Origin of the sequence: Variovorax frigidus (assembly GCF_051216515.1) — a bacterium.
In the GTDB taxonomy this organism is placed as follows: domain Bacteria; phylum Pseudomonadota; class Gammaproteobacteria; order Burkholderiales; family Burkholderiaceae_C; genus Variovorax.
The window spans coordinates 38042-55043 of record NZ_JBPJZF010000003.1; the positions used below are offsets into that span (position 1 = coordinate 38042).

Annotated in this window: 16 protein-coding genes; 10 read left to right on the forward strand and 6 right to left on the reverse strand. The window is 68.3% G+C overall.

All coding sequences use genetic code 11. The features are described 5' to 3' along the window. Positions 1-19: 19 nt before the first annotated feature. Together ACSFBC_RS09525 and ACSFBC_RS09530 are read right to left on the reverse strand one after the other, a co-directional pair. The gene (locus ACSFBC_RS09525; RefSeq protein ID WP_435510088.1) at positions 20-3517 is read right to left on the reverse strand and encodes a response regulator; all 3498 of its coding nucleotides are present in this window, start codon (positions 3515-3517) and stop codon (positions 20-22) included. Between the two features lie 123 nt (positions 3518-3640). Next, positions 3641-4552: an alpha/beta fold hydrolase gene (locus ACSFBC_RS09530; RefSeq protein WP_435510089.1), complete on the reverse strand. Its 912-nt coding sequence runs from the start codon at positions 4550-4552 to the stop codon at positions 3641-3643. A gap of 115 nt (positions 4553-4667) precedes the next feature. On the opposite strand from ACSFBC_RS09530, the gene ACSFBC_RS09535 reads away from it, so the two are divergent. From ACSFBC_RS09535 to ACSFBC_RS09565, 7 genes are read left to right on the forward strand one after another with little or no spacing between them, the layout of a single operon-like run. Continuing rightward, positions 4668-5996: an ABC transporter substrate-binding protein gene (locus ACSFBC_RS09535; protein WP_435510090.1), complete on the forward strand. Its 1329-nt coding sequence runs from the start codon at positions 4668-4670 to the stop codon at positions 5994-5996. A gap of 35 nt (positions 5997-6031) precedes the next feature. Next, positions 6032-7720: an ABC transporter permease gene (locus ACSFBC_RS09540; protein WP_435510630.1), complete on the forward strand. Its 1689-nt coding sequence runs from the start codon at positions 6032-6034 to the stop codon at positions 7718-7720. Next, complete coding sequence (locus tag ACSFBC_RS09545) at positions 7717-8805, forward strand: ABC transporter ATP-binding protein (protein WP_435510091.1); 1089 nt, start codon at positions 7717-7719, stop codon at positions 8803-8805. Before ACSFBC_RS09540 ends, ACSFBC_RS09545 begins: the two co-directional genes overlap by 4 nt. A 36-nt stretch (positions 8806-8841) precedes the next feature. Beyond that, positions 8842-9918, forward strand: coding sequence for an aldo/keto reductase (locus ACSFBC_RS09550; protein WP_435510092.1), 1077 nt, complete (start codon positions 8842-8844; stop codon positions 9916-9918). Positions 9919-9920: 2 nt separating this feature from the next. Beyond that, positions 9921-10412 (forward strand): aminoacyl-tRNA deacylase, encoded by a 492-nt coding sequence (locus ACSFBC_RS09555; RefSeq protein WP_435510093.1) that lies wholly within the window; start codon positions 9921-9923, stop codon positions 10410-10412. Between the two features lie 51 nt (positions 10413-10463). Then, positions 10464-11102: a glycerol-3-phosphate 1-O-acyltransferase PlsY gene (plsY, locus tag ACSFBC_RS09560; protein ID WP_435510094.1), complete on the forward strand. Its 639-nt coding sequence runs from the start codon at positions 10464-10466 to the stop codon at positions 11100-11102. A 6-nt stretch (positions 11103-11108) separates the two neighbouring features. After that, entirely contained in the window at positions 11109-11462 is a 354-nt protein-coding gene (locus tag ACSFBC_RS09565; RefSeq protein ID WP_435510095.1) for a RidA family protein, read from the forward strand. Between the two features lie 4 nt (positions 11463-11466). Here ACSFBC_RS09565 and ACSFBC_RS09570 read toward each other — a convergent pair whose 3' ends face one another. Together ACSFBC_RS09570 and ACSFBC_RS09575 are read right to left on the reverse strand one after the other, a co-directional pair. Continuing rightward, positions 11467-12096 carry a retropepsin-like aspartic protease family protein gene (locus tag ACSFBC_RS09570; RefSeq protein WP_435510631.1) on the reverse strand — a complete coding sequence of 210 codons (630 nt, stop codon included), beginning with the start codon at positions 12094-12096 and terminating at the stop codon, positions 11467-11469. Between the two features lie 26 nt (positions 12097-12122). Further along, complete coding sequence (locus ACSFBC_RS09575; RefSeq protein WP_435510096.1) at positions 12123-12608, reverse strand: YajQ family cyclic di-GMP-binding protein; 486 nt, start codon at positions 12606-12608, stop codon at positions 12123-12125. Between the two features lie 43 nt (positions 12609-12651). On the opposite strand from ACSFBC_RS09575, the gene murB reads away from it, so the two are divergent. The 3 genes from murB to ACSFBC_RS09590 are packed head-to-tail and all read left to right on the forward strand — an operon-like array spanning position 12652 to position 14994. Next, positions 12652-13704, forward strand: a complete 1053-nt coding sequence (murB, locus tag ACSFBC_RS09580) for a UDP-N-acetylmuramate dehydrogenase (RefSeq protein ID WP_435510097.1) — start codon at positions 12652-12654, stop codon at positions 13702-13704. A gap of 4 nt (positions 13705-13708) precedes the next feature. After that, complete coding sequence (locus ACSFBC_RS09585; RefSeq protein ID WP_435510098.1) at positions 13709-14557, forward strand: glycine-rich domain-containing protein; 849 nt, start codon at positions 13709-13711, stop codon at positions 14555-14557. A gap of 47 nt (positions 14558-14604) precedes the next feature. After that, entirely contained in the window at positions 14605-14994 is a 390-nt protein-coding gene (locus ACSFBC_RS09590; RefSeq protein ID WP_435510099.1) for a thiol-disulfide oxidoreductase DCC family protein, read from the forward strand. Between the two features lie 58 nt (positions 14995-15052). On the opposite strand, the gene argG is transcribed toward ACSFBC_RS09590, so the two are convergent. Together argG and ppnP are read right to left on the reverse strand one after the other, a co-directional pair. Beyond that, the gene (gene argG, locus ACSFBC_RS09595) at positions 15053-16393 is read right to left on the reverse strand and encodes an argininosuccinate synthase (RefSeq protein WP_435510100.1); all 1341 of its coding nucleotides are present in this window, start codon (positions 16391-16393) and stop codon (positions 15053-15055) included. A gap of 164 nt (positions 16394-16557) precedes the next feature. Further along, on the reverse strand, positions 16558-16881 hold the full coding sequence (gene ppnP, locus ACSFBC_RS09600) for a pyrimidine/purine nucleoside phosphorylase (RefSeq protein ID WP_435510101.1): 324 nt from the start codon (positions 16879-16881) through the stop codon (positions 16558-16560). Between the last annotated feature and the right edge of the window lie 121 nt (positions 16882-17002).

The window sequence follows — 17002 nt, forward strand, 5'->3', positions numbered from 1 at the left end:
TCCGAGGGAATCAGTGGACTCACATGCGCTCCATGCGCGGCATCCATACGCGCAGCAGCGAGAACAGGCGGTCCAGGTCGACCGGCTTGGCCAGGTAGTCGCTGGCGCCGGCGGCCATGCACTGCTCCTGGTCGTCCTTCATGGCCTTGGCGGTGACGGCGATCACCGGCAGCTTGGCGAAGCGCGGGTCCTGGCGCAGCCGGCGCGTGGCTTCGAGGCCGTCCATCTCCGGCATCATCACGTCCATCAGCACCAGGTCGATGTCGCTCACCTGGTCGAGCTTCTCCAGGGCTTCGCGGCCGTTGCGGCCGATCTCGACCAGCGCGCCGCGCTGCTCCAGCGCACTGGTGAGCGCGAAGATGTTGCGCACGTCGTCGTCCACCAGCAGGATGCGCCGGCCTTCGAACACGCGGTCGCGCCCGCGGGCGGTCTTGAGCATGTTCTGGCGCTCGGTCGACAGGTCGGCCTCGACCTTGTGCAGGAACAGCGTGACCTCGTCGAGCAGCCGTTCGGGCGAGCGAGCCCCCTTGATGATGATGGAGCGCGAGTAGCGCAGCAGCTCGGCCTCCTCGTCGCGCGTGAGGTTGCGCCCGGTGTAGACGATCACCGGCGGGAACGAGCAGATCTCCTCGGTCGCCATGCGCTTGAGCAGCTCGCTGCCCTGCATGTCGGGCAGGCGCAGGTCGGTGATCATGCAGTCGAAGACGCGGCTGCGCAGCAGCACCATCGCCTCTTCGCCCGAGGCCACGGCGGTGATGGCCACGTCCTCGTCGCCGATCAGCCGCACCACGGCCTCGCGCTGCAGCGCGTCGTCTTCCACCAGCAGCACGGTCTTGAGCTTCTGCGTGAGCTTGTCCTCGAGCTTCTGGAACACCTGCTTGAGCTGTTCGCGCGAGGCCGGCTTGAGCGCATAGCCGATGGCGCCCATGTGCATCGCGGTTTCGGTGCTGTGGTCCTGGGCCGAGACGATGTGCACCGGGATGTGGCGGGTGTGCGGGTCGTCCTTGAGCCGCTGCAGCACGTTCAGTCCCGGCGCATCGGGCAGGCGCATGTCGAGCAGGATGGCGTCGGGCACGAACTGCACCGCGAGGCTGAACCCGTCGGCCGCGCCATGGGCCACCAGGCAGCGGTAGCCCAGTTCGTGCGCGAGGTCGTAGAGGATGTGGGCGAACTGGGGCTCGTCCTCGATCACCAGCACGCGGCGTGCGCTGTCGCGGGGCAGGGCACGGTCGTCGGCGAAGTGGGGGATGAGCGGCGCCGGCACGGTCTCCGAGGCGATCGGCATCGGCGGCGGCGCGGCGACGTAGAGGCGTTGCACGGTCGCGGGCGACGGCGCCATGGCCGGCGGGCGCTCGCCCTGAACCGCGATCGGCGCCGTCGCGGGCAGTTCGAGCGTGAAGGTGCTGCCCTGGCCCGGAACGCTGTCGACCGTGAGGCGGCCGCCGAGCAGCGCGGTGAGATCGCGCGAAATCGACAGGCCCAGTCCGGTGCCGCCGTAGCGCCGGCTGGTGGTGCCGTCGGCCTGCCGGAAGGCTTCGAAGATCACGTCCTGCTGGTCCACCGGAATCCCGATGCCCGAGTCCTTGACCGCGAAGCGCGCGCCGCCACCCGGTGCGCCGGACACGGTCAGCGAAACCTCGCCCTGGTCGGTGAACTTGAGCGCGTTCGACAGCAGGTTCTTGAGGATCTGCTCGACGCGCTGGCGGTCGGTCACGAGCAATTCAGGTGCGTCGGCCTGCACCGCCAGCCGGAAGGTGAGCTGCTTCTGCCGGGCCAGCGGCGTGAAGGTCATCTGGAGGCTGTCGGCCAGGCGGGCCAGCGGCACTTCCTCGGACACCAGTTCCAGCTTGCCGGCCTCGACCTTGGCGATGTCGAGGATGTCGTTGATCAGCACCAGCAGGTCGTTGCCCGAGGAATGGATCGACTCGGCAAACTTCACCTGCTCGGCCGTCAGGTTGCCCTGCGGGTTGTCGCCCAGCAGCTTCGACAGGATCAGCGCGCTGTTGAGCGGCGTGCGCAGTTCGTGCGACATGTTGGCCAGGAACTCCGACTTGTAGCGGCTCGCGCGCTGCAGCTCCTGCGCGCGCTCTTCCAGGTCGTTCTGCACCCGGCGCAGCGCCGCGTTGCGCAGGTCCAGCGCTTCGGTGCGTTCCGACAGCTGGCTGTTGGTCTGTTCGAGTTCGGCCTGCTGGTTCTCCAGCGTGGCCTGCGAGGCGCGCAGCGCGCGCGACTGCTCCTCGAGCTCTTCGTTGGCGGTGCGCAGCTCTTCCTGCTGAACCTGCAGTTCCTCGTTGAGCTGCTGGGTTTCGGCCAGCGCGTCCTGCAGCTGCTCGCGGTAGCGCACCGCGGCCACCGAGCTGCCGATGTTGCCGGCCACCAATTCGAGCAGTTCGGTCGAACGTTCCTCGGGCGCGCGCAGCAGGCCGAGTTCGATCACGCCGTTGACGAAGCCGTTGTGGCTGACCGGCATCAGCACGGCCGCGCGCGGCGCCATGTCGCCAAGGCCGGAGTTGATGCGCAGGTAGTCGGCCGCGACCGGCTCGACCACCGTCAGACGGCGCTCGGCGGCCGCCTGGCCGACCATGCCTTGTCCGGCTGCAAACACCTGCGGCGAGGCGTCGGCCTCGGGCGAGAAGCCGTAGCTGGCCACGCGGCGCAGGTCGCCATTGCGCTCGCGCACGTACATCGCGCCCACGCTGCTGCCCAACTGGTGCGCGAAGAAGCCCAACACCTTGCGGCCCATCTCGTGCGCGCTGAGTTCACCCACCAGTTCGCCCGTGAGTTCGGTCTGGGCACCGCGCAGCCAGGCCTGACCCTGCAGGGCGTCGGCATGCGTGGCCTGCCGCTGCAGCACCATGTCGTAGCCTTCGGACAGGCGCACCAGCTGCCGCCGGCCGAAGAAGGCGAGCAGGCCGGTGAGCGCGAGCGTGAACAGGACGAACAGGCCGACGATCGCCAGCGCCGTGGTGTTGGCCTCGTTGTTGCGCTGGAAGCGCAGGCCCTGCTCGACGCTCATGAAGTTGTTGAAGCCCGTGCGGATGTCGTCCGTCAGGCGCTTGCCGCGCCCCTGTCGAATGACCGTCTCGTAGTCGCCGCCGGCGCGCCGCAGCGCGATCATCTCGGCCGCGAACTGGTTCCAGGCGGTCTGCAGCGTGGCGATGCGGTCCAGCCGGTCGACCTGCGCCGGGTTGTCCGCGACCAGCTTGCGCAGCGCCACCATGCCGGCCGTGAGCCGCGGCTGGGCGCTCTCGTTGGGTTGCAGGAAGGCCTCGTCGCCCGTGAGCAGGAAGCCGCGCATGCCGGTTTCGAGGTCGATGGTCAGGCGCTGCATTTCGCTGGCGTCGCGCGTCACGCGGTCGGTGTGCTCGACCCAGGAGATCACCGACAGCAGATAGAAGATCAGCCCGACGAAGACCACGGCCCCCAGCAGGCCGCCGATCAGCGGGAGCTTCACGTTGCGGCTCAGCAGGCGCTGGAAGTCCCGGGGATCGATGGCAGTCACGGCAGTGGTGGTCATGGGGAGCGCAAAAAGAGCAAAACCCGCGAAGTCTGCCCGCTAATTGTTAACTTGTGTGTCGGATAACACCCTGAATCCGCACTCTGAATCCGAACGGGCAGGCGGCCGTGCCGCGCCGCTGGCTCAGCGCAGGAAGTCTTCGATCAGGCGCGCCACCTGCTGCGGCTGGTCGTGGTGCAGCATGTGGCCGGCGTCCTGCACCACGGCGACGCGCGCGTCCGGCACCGACTTCAGCCGCTCGTGGTACTCGGCCAGCGTGTAGCGGTCGCCCCAGCGCGCGAGGCTGTCGTCCGAGGCTTCGACCGCCAGCACCGGCGCGGCGATGGCGGCATACAGGGCCAGCGCCTCATCCACGCGGAAGATGTTGGCGTTGATCACCTTGTGCGCCGCGGTGCCGAGGATCTGCCAGCGCGTGCTGCCATCGGCCTGCAGCTGCGGCGCGGCCCAGTGGCTGGCCAGCCAGTCGGCCTTGTCCTGCGACAGCCGCGGGTTGGTCTTCATCAGCCGCCGCGCCACGCCCTGCACGTCGGCATAGCTTTGCAGGTCCATCTCGCCGCGGTGCAGGCGCTTGAGTTCGTCGATCCACTTGCCGTAGCGTGCGGGCGCCTGCTCGGGGCGCAGCAGCGGCATGCCGAAGCCTTCGAGGTTGACCAGCCGGCGCACCCGCTGCGGCCGGATGCCGCCGTACTGCATCGCGAGGTTGCCGCCCATGCTGTGGCCGACCAGGTCGACCGGCGCATCGCCCGCGAAATGGTCGAGCAGCCAGTCGAGGTCGGCCAGATAGTCGGGCATCCAGTAGTTGTCGACCTCGCCGCCTTCGGTCAGGCCGAAGCCGCGCCAGTCGGGCGCGACGATGTGGCGTTCCTCGGCCATCGCGTCGACCACGAACTGCCACGAGGCGGCCACATCCATCCAGCCGTGCAGCAGCACGAGGGGCGGGCGCACGGGGGAGGGCGTGCCCCACTGGCGCACGTGGTAGCGCTGATGGCGCACGGGGACGAATTCGCTGCGTGGGATGCGGAGGGCGGAGTACATCGCTCCGATGATAGGCAAGCCGCCCGCGGCGCGCGGACGCCTGCGCGTCAGGGATAAACCTCTCATGGCAGGGGGAGGGCCGACCTACAGTGGGTGCTCCAAGGAGACCCAGCGCATGCCCTTCAAGAGAGTCCTTTCCAGCGTGGCGACCGCCTGCCTCGTCGTGCTGTCCGGCGCGGCCCAGGCCGGTACCGTGACCGTGATCACCTCCTTCCCCAAGGAGCTGACCGACGCCTACAAGAAGGCCTTCGAGGCGGCCAATGCCGGCGTGAAGATCGAGGTGCTCAACAAGAACACCACCGCCTCCATCGCCTACATCAAGGAGCTGCCCGCGGGCCAGCGGCCCGATGTGATGTGGGCCTCGGCGCCCGACGCCTTCGAGGTGCTGGCGCGCGACAAGCTGCTCACGGCCGCGCCCGAAGTCAAGAACCCGCACGTGCCGGCGAAGATCGGCAACTACCCCATCAACGACCCCAAGGGCCTCTACTACGGTCAGGCGCTGGCCGGCTACGGGATGATGTGGAACACCCGCTACCTGCAGGCCAACAAGCTGCCCGTGCCGCGCGAATGGCGCGACCTCGCGAAGCCCGAGTACTTCGGCCACGTCGCGATCTCCTCGCCCTCGCGCTCGGGCACCACCCACCTCACGGTCGAGACGCTGCTGCAGGGCGAGGGCTGGGAGCGCGGCTGGACGCAGCTGCTCGAGATCATGGGCAACTGCGCGGCCGTGACCGACCGCAGCTTCGGCGTGCCCGACGGCGTGAACAGCGGCCAGTACGGCATCGGGATGGTGATCGACTTCTTCGGCCTGGCGGGCAAGTACTCGGGCTTCCCGGTCGAGTTCGCCTACCCCAGCATGACGGCCGTGGTGCCGGCCAACATCGGCCTGGTCACCGGCGCGAAGAACGCCGACGAGGCGAAGAAGTTCATCGCCTTCACGCTGTCGAAGGAAGGCCAGCAGCTCCTGTTCGACCCCAAGATCAGCCGGCTGCCGGTGCTGCCCTATGCCGACCTCAAGGTGCCGGCCGGCTACCCCGACATCCAGGCGGTGGCGAAGAAGGCCAAGGTGCAGTTCGACTCCGCGCTGTCCGAGTCGCGCTACCAGGTGGTGGTGAGCATGTTCGACCAGATGGTGACCTTCCGGCTCAAGGAACTGCAGGCCGCCACCAAGGCAATCCACGATGCCGACCGAAAGCAGAAGGCCAAGCCGAATCCGCAGGCCGCCGAGCTGCTGAAGCAGGCGCGCGGTTACGCCTATGCGCCGCTGGTCGGCCAGGAGATGGTGAAGAACGAGCAGTTCCTCGACCTGTTCCGCAAGAGCCGGCGTGACGTCGCGGTGTCCAAGCAGCTCACCGGCCAGGAAGAACTCTGGGCCTCGAAGGCCAAAGCCAACTACGCCAAGGCAACGGAACTGGCCAACCAGGCGGCCGCGCTCGTCAAGTGAGCGCGCCGACGTTGGCGGCGGCGGCGCCCGCCACGGTGCGGCGTGCCGGCGCGGGCTGGGGCGCCTGGACGCTGGCGGGCGCGGTGCTCGCGTTCCTGCTGGCCTTCCTGCTGATCCCGGTGGCGCTGGTGGTGTTCACCGCCTTCGTCGACGAGAGCGGCGGCTTCACGCTCGGCCACTTCGCGAACTTCTTCGGCCAGAGCATCTTTCGCGAGTCCTTCTTCAACAGCCTGGTGGTGGCGCTCGCGAGCGTGTTCTTCGCTTCGCTGATCGCGGTGCCGCTGGCCTACCTCACGGTGCGCTTCGAGTTCCGCGGCGCGCTGCTGATCCAGACGCTGGGCGTGCTGCCACTGATCATGCCGCCCTTCGTCGGGGCGGTGGCGCTGCAGCTGATCTTCGGGCGCAACGGCTCGGTCAACCTGCTGCTCGACCAGTACCTCGGCTTCAAGATCCCGATCATGGACGGCCTGGTCGGGGTGACCTTCGTCGAGAGCATCCACTACTTCCCCTTCATCCTGCTGAACCTCGTGGCCTCGATGCGCAACATCGACGGCGCGATGGAGGAGTCGGCGATGAACCTCGGTGCGCGCGGCTTCCGGCTGTTCCGCCGCATCATCTTTCCGCTCGCCATGCCCGGCTTCCTGGCCGGCGCGGCGCTGGTCTTCGTCAAGGTCTTCGACGACCTCGGCACGCCGCTGGTGATGGGCGTGACCAACATGCTGGCGCCGCAGGCCTACCTGCGCATCACCTCGGTCGGCATCGACGACCCGCTGGGCTACGTGACCAGCGTGCTGATGATCGGCTTCTCGATCCTCGCGCTGTGGATGGCCGCGCGCGTGATGAAGGGCAAGGACTATGCGACGCTGCAGAAGGGCGGCGGCTCGCTGCAGCGGCGCCGCTTGGGCGGCTGGGAATCGGTGCTGGCCTACGGCTGGATCGCGCTGGTGCTGTGCATCGTGCTGGCGCCGCACCTGGGCATCCTGCTGATGTCCTTCGCCAAGGTCTGGAGCTTCTCGGTGCTGCCCGACGCCTACACGCTCGAGCACTACGCCAGCGTGTTCGAGAACTCGCGCCAGATGATCGGCAACACGCTGCTCTACTGCGTGATGGCGGCCGGGCTCGACGTGCTGATCGGCACCGCCATCGCCTACCTGATCCTGCGCACCACGCTGCCCGCGAGGCGCTGGCTCGACTACCTGGCCTCGGCCGCGCTGGCGATTCCCGGCCTGGTGCTGGCGATCGGCTACCTGCGGCTGTTCCGGGGCGTGAACCTGCCCTTCACCGATTCGCCGGTGGTCACGAGCTCGGTGCTGATCATGCTGGCCTATGCGGTGCGCCGCCTGCCCTATGCGCTGCGCTCCTGCATGGCGGCGCTGCAGCAGGTGCACATCTCGCTGGAGGAGGCCGCGCAGAGCCTGGGCGCGACGCGCTGGCGCACGGTGCGCCGGGTGATGGTGCCGCTGATGGTCGGCGGCATGCTGGCGGGCTTCGTCACCAGCTTCATCACGGCAGCGGTCGAGCTGTCGGCCACGCTGCTGCTCACCTCCTCGGAGACGCAGGCGCCGATGAGCTACGGCATCTACCTCTACATGCAGAGCGCCTCGGGCCGCGGGCCCGGGGCCGCGCTGGGGGTGCTGGCGGTGGTGGTCGTCGGCCTCGGCACCTGGGCTTCGCACCGATTCGCCGAACGCACGCGAACGCCTGAAAGAGCATCGACATCATGAACAAGGTCTCCCTCGAGGCGCGCCACATCAGCCTGAGCTACGGCACGACCGAAGTGCTGCGCGACATCAACCTGAAGATCGAGCCCGGCGAGTTCTTCGCGCTGCTCGGGCCCTCGGGCTCGGGCAAGTCGACGCTGCTGCGGCTGATCGCGGGCTTCAACCAGCACCAGCGCGGCGAGCTGCTGGTCGACGGGCAGGACATCACGCACATCCCGCCGCACGCGCGCAACATCGGCATGGTGTTCCAGAGCTACGCGCTGTGGCCGCACATGACGGTGTGGGACAACGTGGCTTTCGGGCTGGTCGAGCGGCGCGAGTCGCGCGATGCGATCAAGCGCAAGGTCGGCGCGGCGCTCGAACTGGTCGGCCTGGCCGACTATGCCAAGCGCCGGCCGGGGCAGCTCTCGGGCGGCCAACAGCAGCGCGTGGCGCTGGCGCGCACCATCGTGATCGAGCCCAAGCTGCTGCTGCTCGACGAGCCGCTGTCGAACCTCGACAAGAACCTGCGCGTGCAGATGCGCGACGAGCTCAAGCACCTGCAGCGCACGCTGGGCCTGACCACCATCTTCGTGACCCACGACCAGGAAGAGGCCATGACCACGGCCGACCGCATGGCCGTGCTCGACAAGGGCGTGCTGCAGCAGGTCGGGCCGGCCACCGGCCTGTTCGACTTTCCGGTCAACCGCTTCGTGGCCGGCTTCGTCGGCACCGCCAACCTGCTCGAGGGCCGCGTGACGGGGCGCGAGGGCGGGGCGCTGTGCTTCCATGCCGAGGGCGTGGGCGAGCTGCGCCTGCCGCAGGCCGCCGATGCGCTGCCGCCCGACGGCGCGACCGCGATCGCCTTCCGTCCGCACCAGGTGCACATCCGCGCGGCCGGCACGCCCGGCGACGCGGCCCGGCTCTGGCTGGACGGCATGGTCGAGAGCACCGAGTTCCTGGGCGAGGTGTCGCGCTACAAGATGCGCGTGGGCCGGGTGTCGCTGGTGGCCGACGAGGTGCACTATGCCGGCGAGCCGGTGTTGCAGCCCGGAACCGCGGTGCGGCTGGGCATCGACCCCGCGCAGGTGCGCTTCCTGTCGGAGTGAAGGCGGAGATGCAGGCGGGGCGGTAGCATTCCACGCATGCAGAAAACCACCTTTGAAAAAGTTCGGCTGGGTCGCAGCGACCTGCGCGTCGCGCCCATTTGCCTCGGCACCATGACCTTCGGCGAGCAGGTCGACGAGCCCACCGCCCACACCATCCTCGACCACGCGCTGGCGCGCGGCGTCGACTTCATCGACACCGCCGAGATGTACGCCGTGCCGGCACGGCGCGAGACCTACGGCGCCACCGAAACCATCATCGGCAACTGGTTCGCCGCCCGGCCCGGCGCGCGGCAGAAGACCGTGCTGGCCACCAAGGTCGCCGGCCCCTCGCGCGGCATGGACTGGGTGCGCGAAGGCAAGGGCATGACGGCGGCCGACATCGTGGCCTCGTGCGACGCGAGCCTGAAACGCCTGCAGACCGACGTGATCGACCTCTACCAGATCCATTGGCCCGAGCGCCATGTGCCGGCCTTCGGCAACGTCTACTACGACCCGGCGAAGGAGACTTCGGCCACGCCCATCCTGGAGCAGCTCGAGGCGATGCAGGGGCTGGTGAAGGCGGGCAAGGTGCGCGAGATCGGGGTGTCGAACGAGACGCCCTACGGCGTGCACGAGTTCGTCCGCCTGGCCGAGAAGCACGGCCTGCCGCGCATCGTCACGGTGCAGAACGTCTACAACCTGCTGAGCCGCGCGCTGGAGAACGGCCTCGACGAGTCCCTGCATCGGCTCGACGTGTCCTTCCTGCCTTACTCGCCGCTGGGCTTCGGCCTGCTCACGGGAAAGTACGACCGTGGCGGCGTCGAGGGTCCGGACGCGCCGAGCGGTGCGCGCATCGCGAAGTACGAATCGGTGCGCAAGCAGCGCTGGGGCCGGCCCGAGTCGCTGGCCGCGGCGCGCCGCTACAACGCGCTGGCGCGCGACCACGGCCTCACGCCCGCGCAGATGGCGCTGGCCTTCTGCTACACCAAGTGGCAGGTGGCGAGCACCATCATCGGCGTGACCTCGGTCGCGCAGCTCGACGAGGACCTCGATGCCTACGGCACGACGCTGTCGGCCGAGGTGCTGGCGGAGATCGACAGGATCCGCTGGGAGATCCGCGACCCGGCCATCTGAGCATGGCGAAGAAACCGCATGTGAGCGAGACACCTGCGACGCAATGGCTGCGCGCGAACAAGGTCGCGTTCACCGAGCACCCCTACGAATACCTCGCGCACGGCGGCGCCCAGCACAGCGCCGAGGTGCTGGGCTTCGACCCCTTCACCGTGGTCAAGACGCTGGTGATGCAGGACCAGGACGCGAAGCCGCTGATCGTGCTGATGCACGGCAACCGCACCGTGTCGACCAAGAACCTGGCGCGCCAGATCGGCGCCAAGTCGGTCGAGCCCTGCAAGCCCGAGGTGGCCCAGCGCAACAGCGGCTACATGGTGGGCGGCACCTCGCCCTTCGGCACCAAGAGGGCGATGCCGGTGTACATCGAATCGACCATCCTCGCGTTGCCGCGCATCGCCATCAACGGCGGCCGGCGCGGCTACCTGATCGGGATCCATCCGCAGGTGTGCGTAACGCTGCTCGACGCCAGGCCGGTGGACTGCGCGCTGGCAGAATAGGCCGCCCCACGCCCGGGCGCTTCCTCCGAAGCGCCGACCCGGAGACAACCCTTGAGCTTTCATCTGCCCTCGTTCATCGCGATCGTCCTTTCGTACCTGCTGGGCTCGCTGTCCTTCGCCGTGATCGTGAGCCGCGCGCTCGGCATGGCCGACCCGCGCAGCTATGGCAGCGGCAACCCCGGCGCCACCAACGTGCTGCGCTCGGGCAACAAGGCGGCGGCGCTGGCCACGCTGGTGCTGGATGCGCTCAAGAGCTGGCTGCCGGTGGCGCTGATCCGCTGGTTCGGGCCCGACTTCGACATGGGCCTGGGCACCGCGGCGCTGGCCGGCCTGGCCGCGTTCCTGGGCCATCTCTATCCGGTCTTCTTCGGCTTCAAGGGCGGCAAGGGTGTGGCGACCGCGGCCGGCGCGCTGCTGGGCATCGACTGGCTGCTCGGCCTGTCGACCGGCCTGACCTGGCTCATCATCGCCTTCTTCTTCCGCTACTCTTCGCTCGCCTCGCTGGTGGCGGCCTTCTTCGCCCCGGCCTTCTACCTGATCGGCGGCGGCATCGTCTGGCCGCTCGATCGCACGGTGCTGCTGGTGCTGATCGCCATCAGCCTGCTCCTGGTGTGGCGGCATCGCGAAAACATCCGCCGCCTGGCGGCCGGCACCGAGTCCCGGCTCGGCGCCAAAACTCAAAAGGAATGAATCTCCATGGCTGAACTTCAACGCTTCCACGTCGGTGCACGACTGAGCGAAATGGCGGTGCACAACGGCACCGTGTACCTCGCGGGCCAGGTGCCCGACGACACCACGCAGGACATCCGCGGCCAGACCGCACAGGTGCTGGGCATGATCGACCGCCTGCTGGCCGAGGCCGGCAGCGACAAGACCTGCATCCTGATGACGCAGATCTTCCTGACCGACATCGGCGAGATCGGTGCGATGAACGAGGTGTGGGACGCCTGGGTGCCGGCCGGCCACACGCCGCCGCGTGCCACGGTGCAGGCGCCGCTGGCGAACAAGGGCTACAAGATCGAAGTGGTGGTGACCGCGGCGCAGCGCTGAGCGCTCAATACCGGCGCTCGAGCACCATCTGCTCGGCGTCGCGCCGCATCGAGAAGCGGCCGATGAAGCTGTTGCCCAGCAGCACCCAGGGCATGGCCTGCTGCGAGACGATGGCGTCGATGTCGCGCACTTCGACGTCGCCGACCCGCACCGAATCCAGCCGCATCCGGTAGCCCTGCACGACGCCGTTGGCGGTGTTGATCTGCACGGGCGTGCCCTTCTGGAAATCCAGGCCGATGCGCACCGCATCGGCGGACGACATCGCCACCGTGGTGGCGCCGGTGTCGAGCATGAAGCTCACGCTGCGCCCGTTGATCGTGCCCGCCGTCATGAAATGGCCGCGGCTGTCGGCGTTGAGCACGATGCGCGAGCCGTTGCCTGTGCTGCCGCCGCCTGCGCCCACGCTCACCGGCGTGTCCATGCGCAGCGTCAGGCGCTGCCCGGCCGACTCGACCACCGCCTGGCCGTCCTGCAGCGAGACCAGGCGCACGTTCTGGAACTTCTCGCCGACCGCGACCGTCTTCGGCGCACTGCCGTTGACCACCAGGATCGCGCGGTTGCCGATGGTGCCGGTCAGCATGACCGAGTTCGACTGCGCCGCGGCCCAGCCTACGCACAGGGCGAGCACGGCCATGATGCCCAGCCGGGGGGCGCGCATGTTCAGTCGCGGAAGTTGTTGAAGGTGAGCGGCATGTCCGGCACGTCCTTCTTGATCAGCGCCATCGCGGCCTGCAGGTCGTCGCGCTTCGCGCCGGTCACGCGCACTGCATCGCCCTGGATCGCGGCCTGCACCTTGAGCTTGCTGTCCTTGATCAGGCGCTGGATCTTCTTGGAGGTCTCGGTCTCGATGCCGCTCTTGACCTTGATGACCTGCTTGACCTTGTCGCCGCCGACCTTCTGCACGTCGCCCTTGTCCAGGAAGCGCACGTCGACGCTGCGCTTGGTCAGCTTGGCGCGCAGGATGTCCTCGACCTGGACCAGCTGGAACTCGGCGTCGCCGATCATCGTGATCTCCTTGTCCTTCAGTTCGACGGCGGCGGCCGTTCCCTTGAAATCGAAGCGCGTGCCGATCTCCTTGGCCGTGTTTTCGACGGCATTCTTGACTTCGGGCAGGTTCGGTTCGCAGACGGTGTCGAATGACGGCATGCAGGCTCCTCGGATGGCTCAACGTGAATGCGACAATTCTCCCATGATCGTGGAGTCCAACGTCCCGCTGCAGCCGTACAACAGCTTCGGCATCGTCGCGCGTGCGCAGCATCTGGTCCGCATCGCCAGTGAGGCGGATGTGGCCGCCCTGCTCGCCGATGCGCAATGGCGCGACGCGCCCAAATTCGTGCTCGGCGGCGGCAGCAACATCGTGCTGACCGGCGACGTCAAGCCGCTGGTGCTCAAGGTCGAGATCCGCGGGCTGCGCCTGGTCGAGGAGGGCGAGCGCGCCTGGATCGTCGAGGCTGGCGCGGGCGAGGTCTGGCACGACATGGTGCAGTGGACGGTGGAGAACGGCTTCCCCGGCCTCGAGAACCTCGCGATGATCCCCGGCACCGTGGGCGGTGCGCCGGTGCAGAACATCGGCGCCTACGGCATCGAGCTGCAAGACCGCTTCGAATCGCTCGATGCGATCGACCTCGAAACCGGCCGCGCCTTCACGCTCGACGCGGCCCAGTGCGCCTTCGGCTACCGCGACTCGGTGTTCAAGCACGCGGCCAGCGGCGGCAACGACTTCGGCCTGGCCGGGCGTGCGCTGATCACGCGCGTGCGCTTCCGGCTGCCCAAGCCCTGGAAGGCGGTGGTCGGCTACCTCGACCTTGAACGCAAGATGGAAGAGACGGGCAACTTCACGCCCGATGCCAAGGACGTCTTCGACTGGGTCTGCGCGGTTCGCCGGGCCAAGCTGCCCGACTGGCGCGTGCTGGGCAATGCCGGCAGCTTCTTCAAGAACCCGACCGTGACGCCCGAGCAGTGCGCCGACATCATCGCGCGCGACCCGAAGATCGTGCACTACCCGATGGACGACGGCAGCATCAAGCTCGCGGCCGGCTGGCTCATCGACGCCTGCGGCTGGAAGGGCAAGTCGATCGGCAACGCCGGCGTGTACGAGCGGCAGGCGCTGGTGCTGGTGAACCGCGGCGGCCGCGAGGACCCGGTGACCGGCGGCGAGGTCATGACCCTGGCCAAGGCGATCCAGACCAGCGTGTACGAGCGCTTCGGCATCCGGCTCGAGCCCGAGCCGGTCGTCGTCTGACGGCGTGACGGCGCTCTCGTCACTCACTTTCCGCAAGCGCATCACAGCGCTGCAGTGGGCGCGCCGGCTGGTCTGGTATGGGGCCATCGTGGCCGGGGCGGCCACGCAGAGCGTCGGTGTGCTGGTGGCAGGCCTGGCGGTCTGCGCGCTGCTCAACGCCGCCTTCAAGGCCTGGCAGGCGAGCGCCCGCCGGCAGTTCGTGCGCGAGGCGCGGCTGCCTCCTTTTCTCGTCGGCAAGCTCCGCGCGGCCTACCCGCAACTGCAGCAGCGCGATGCCGAACTGGTGCTGCGGGGCTTGCGCCAATTCTTCATGGCGCACCTGCGCAGCGACCGCAAGTTCGTCGCCATGCCCTCGAAAGTGGTCGACGCGGCCTGGCACGAGTTCATCCTCCACACCGAGGCCTATGCGCAATGGTGCCGTTACGCCTTCGGCGGCATGCTGCACCACACGCCGGCCGAGGTGCTGGGCCGCAGCGCCCAGCGCAACGACGGCCTGCGCCGAAGCTGGTACTGGGCCTGCAAGGAAGAGAGCATCGATCCGCGCCAGCCGAGCCGGCTGCCGCTCCTGTTCGCGCTCGACGCCAAGTTCGCGGTCGCAGGCGGTTTCAGCTATGTGCCCGACTGCAGCGCCATCGACAGGGCGTCGTCCTCCGGCGCCCATTGCGGCTCCGACTTCGGCGACTCGGGTTCGGCCTCGGGCGACGCCGGTGGTTTCGGCGGCAGCGAATCGAGCAGCAGCGGCAGCAGCGACGGCGGTTCCAGCGCTGGCGGCGGTGCCAGCGACAGTGGCAGCAGCGACAGCGGCTCGGGCTGCGGGGGCGGCGGCTGCGGGGGTGGCGGAGGCGGCGATTGAAGGCGGCCAGGGCCACAGCACCAGCTGACGCGAGCCAGGGCGCTCGCATGGTCGTCGTGTTCGATGCGCAATGCCTGCTGTGCGACGGCTGGGTGCGCTTTCTGCTGCGCCACGACCGGCGTGGCGTGCTGCGCTTCGCCTCGATTCAGGGCGCGAACGGCCAGGCGCTGCTGGCGCGTGCGGGCCTGCAGGTCGACGGCCTGCAGACGCTGCTGCTGGTCGACGGCGAGCGCATCTGGCAGCAGACCGCGGCCATCCTGCACGTGCTGCATGCGCTGGGTTGGCCGTGGCGGCTGGCCTGGGCCGCCTGGCTGGTGCCGGCGCCGCTGCGCGACGCGCTCTACCGCGTGCTGGCGCGCCACCGCTACCGCTGGTTCGGCCGCAGCGAGACCTGCCTGATGCCGCCGGCCGACCACGCGCAGCGCTTTCTCGATTGAGCGAACCCCCATGAAAAAACCACCTCGCGGTGGTTTCTTTCTTTGGGGCTGCAAACAATTACTTGGCGTCGCCGTCGTTCGTCAGCTTCGGCAGCGAGGCGCCGCTGCCCTGCGCGAGCAGGCCGGTCTTGGTGTAGATGCCCAGCTTGTCGCGCGTGTCGATGATGTCCAGATTGCGCATCGTCAACTGGCCGATGCGGTCGGCCGGCGAGAACGCGCCTTCGACCTTTTCCATGCTCAGCCGCTCGGGCTTGTAGGTGAGGTTGGACGACACGGTGTTGAGGATCGAGTAGTCGTTGCCGCGGCGCAGCTCGACCGTCACTTCGCCGGTGATGGCGCGCGCCACCCAGCGTTGCGCGGCTTCGCGCAGCATGATGGCCTGCGGGTCGAACCAGCGGCCCTGGTAGAGCAGGCGGCCGAGCTTGCGACCACTGTCGCGGTACTGCTCGATGGTGTCTTCGTTGTGGATACCGGTGACCAGGCGCTCGTAGGCGATGAACAGCAGCGCCAGGCCCGGGGCTTCGTAGATGCCGCGGCTCTTGGCTTCGATGATCCGGTTCTCGATCTGGTCGCTCATGCCCAGGCCGTGGCGGCCGCCGATGCGGTTGGCCTCGAGGATCAGCTCGACCAGGTCGGGGTACTCGCGGCCGTTGAGGGCGACCGGGCGGCCTTCCTCGAAGCGCACGGTGACTTCTTCACGCTTGACCTCGACTTCGTCCTTCCAGAACGCGACGCCCATGATCGGGTTCACGATCTTCATGCCGCTGTCCAGGTGCTCGAGGTCCTTGGCCTCGTGCGTGGCGCCCAGCATGTTGGAGTCGGTCGAGTAGGCCTTCTCGGCCGACATCTTGTAGCCGAAGCCTGCGGCCGTCATGAACGCCGACATCTCGGCGCGGCCGCCCAGCTCGTCGATGAACAGCTGGTCGAGCCAGGGCTTGTAGATCTTCAGTGCCGGGTTGGTGAGCAGGCCGTAGCGGTAGAAGCGCTCGATGTCGTTGCCCTTGTAGGTGCTGCCGTCGCCCCAGATGTGGACGTCGTCTTCCTTCATGGCCGACACCAGCATGGTGCCGGTGACCGCGCGGCCCAGCGGCGTGGTGTTGAAGTAGGTCACGCCCGCGGTGGTCACGTGGAAGGCGCCGGCCTGCAGCGCGGCGAGGCCTTCGGCAGCCAGCTGGCTGCGGCAGTCGATCAGACGGGCCAGTTCGGCGCCGTACTGCATCGCCTTGCGCGGGATCTCTTCGTAGTCCGGCTCGTCGGGCTGGCCGAGGTTGGCGGTGTACGCATAGGGGATCGCACCCTTGTTGCGCATCCAGTGCAGCGCGGCACTGGTGTCGAGGCCGCCGGAGAAGGCGATGCCGACCTTCTGGCCGGCGGGAACGTTTTGCAGGATGGTCGACATGATGGATGTTCTGTGGGTGGTGGCGCGGTTCAAGGGGTCATGACATGCGTGGCACGGCGCGTCTCGGTGCCGGGGATACCGTGGAACCGGCTTCGCCGGGCCACTGGTATCGCCCCCTTCAAGGGGGTGGGAGAAGCGACACGAAGTGCGCGAAGCCTGGGGGTCTACCCAAAATGGCAGATGTAGCTGTAGGGCTCGCCGCTCACGCGGATCTGGAAGCTGGAGTTGCCCGGCACGCTGAACTTCTCGCCCGCGCCCGATGCGACCCACTCGCTGCTGCCCGACAACAGGTACTCGCAGCGACCGGACGTGCCTTCCATGATCTCGGGCGCGCCGGTGTTGAAGGTGAGCGTGGCGGGAAGGATCACGCCGACCGACTTCTTCGTGCCGTCGGCCAGCGTGAGGTTGTGGCTCACGCACTTGCCGTCGAAGTAGACGTTGGCCTTGGTCGCGACCGCAGTGCAGCTGAGGGATTCGTTGATGGTCATGTGAAGGTCAGGGCGCGGGCCCGCTCGGCTGGAAAAGGGGCGAGGCACCGCCCGCAATCTGCGAACGGCCTCTGTCCCGGTGGAAAGCCAGCGATTTTAGGGCTTGCGGCCCGTCTGCCCG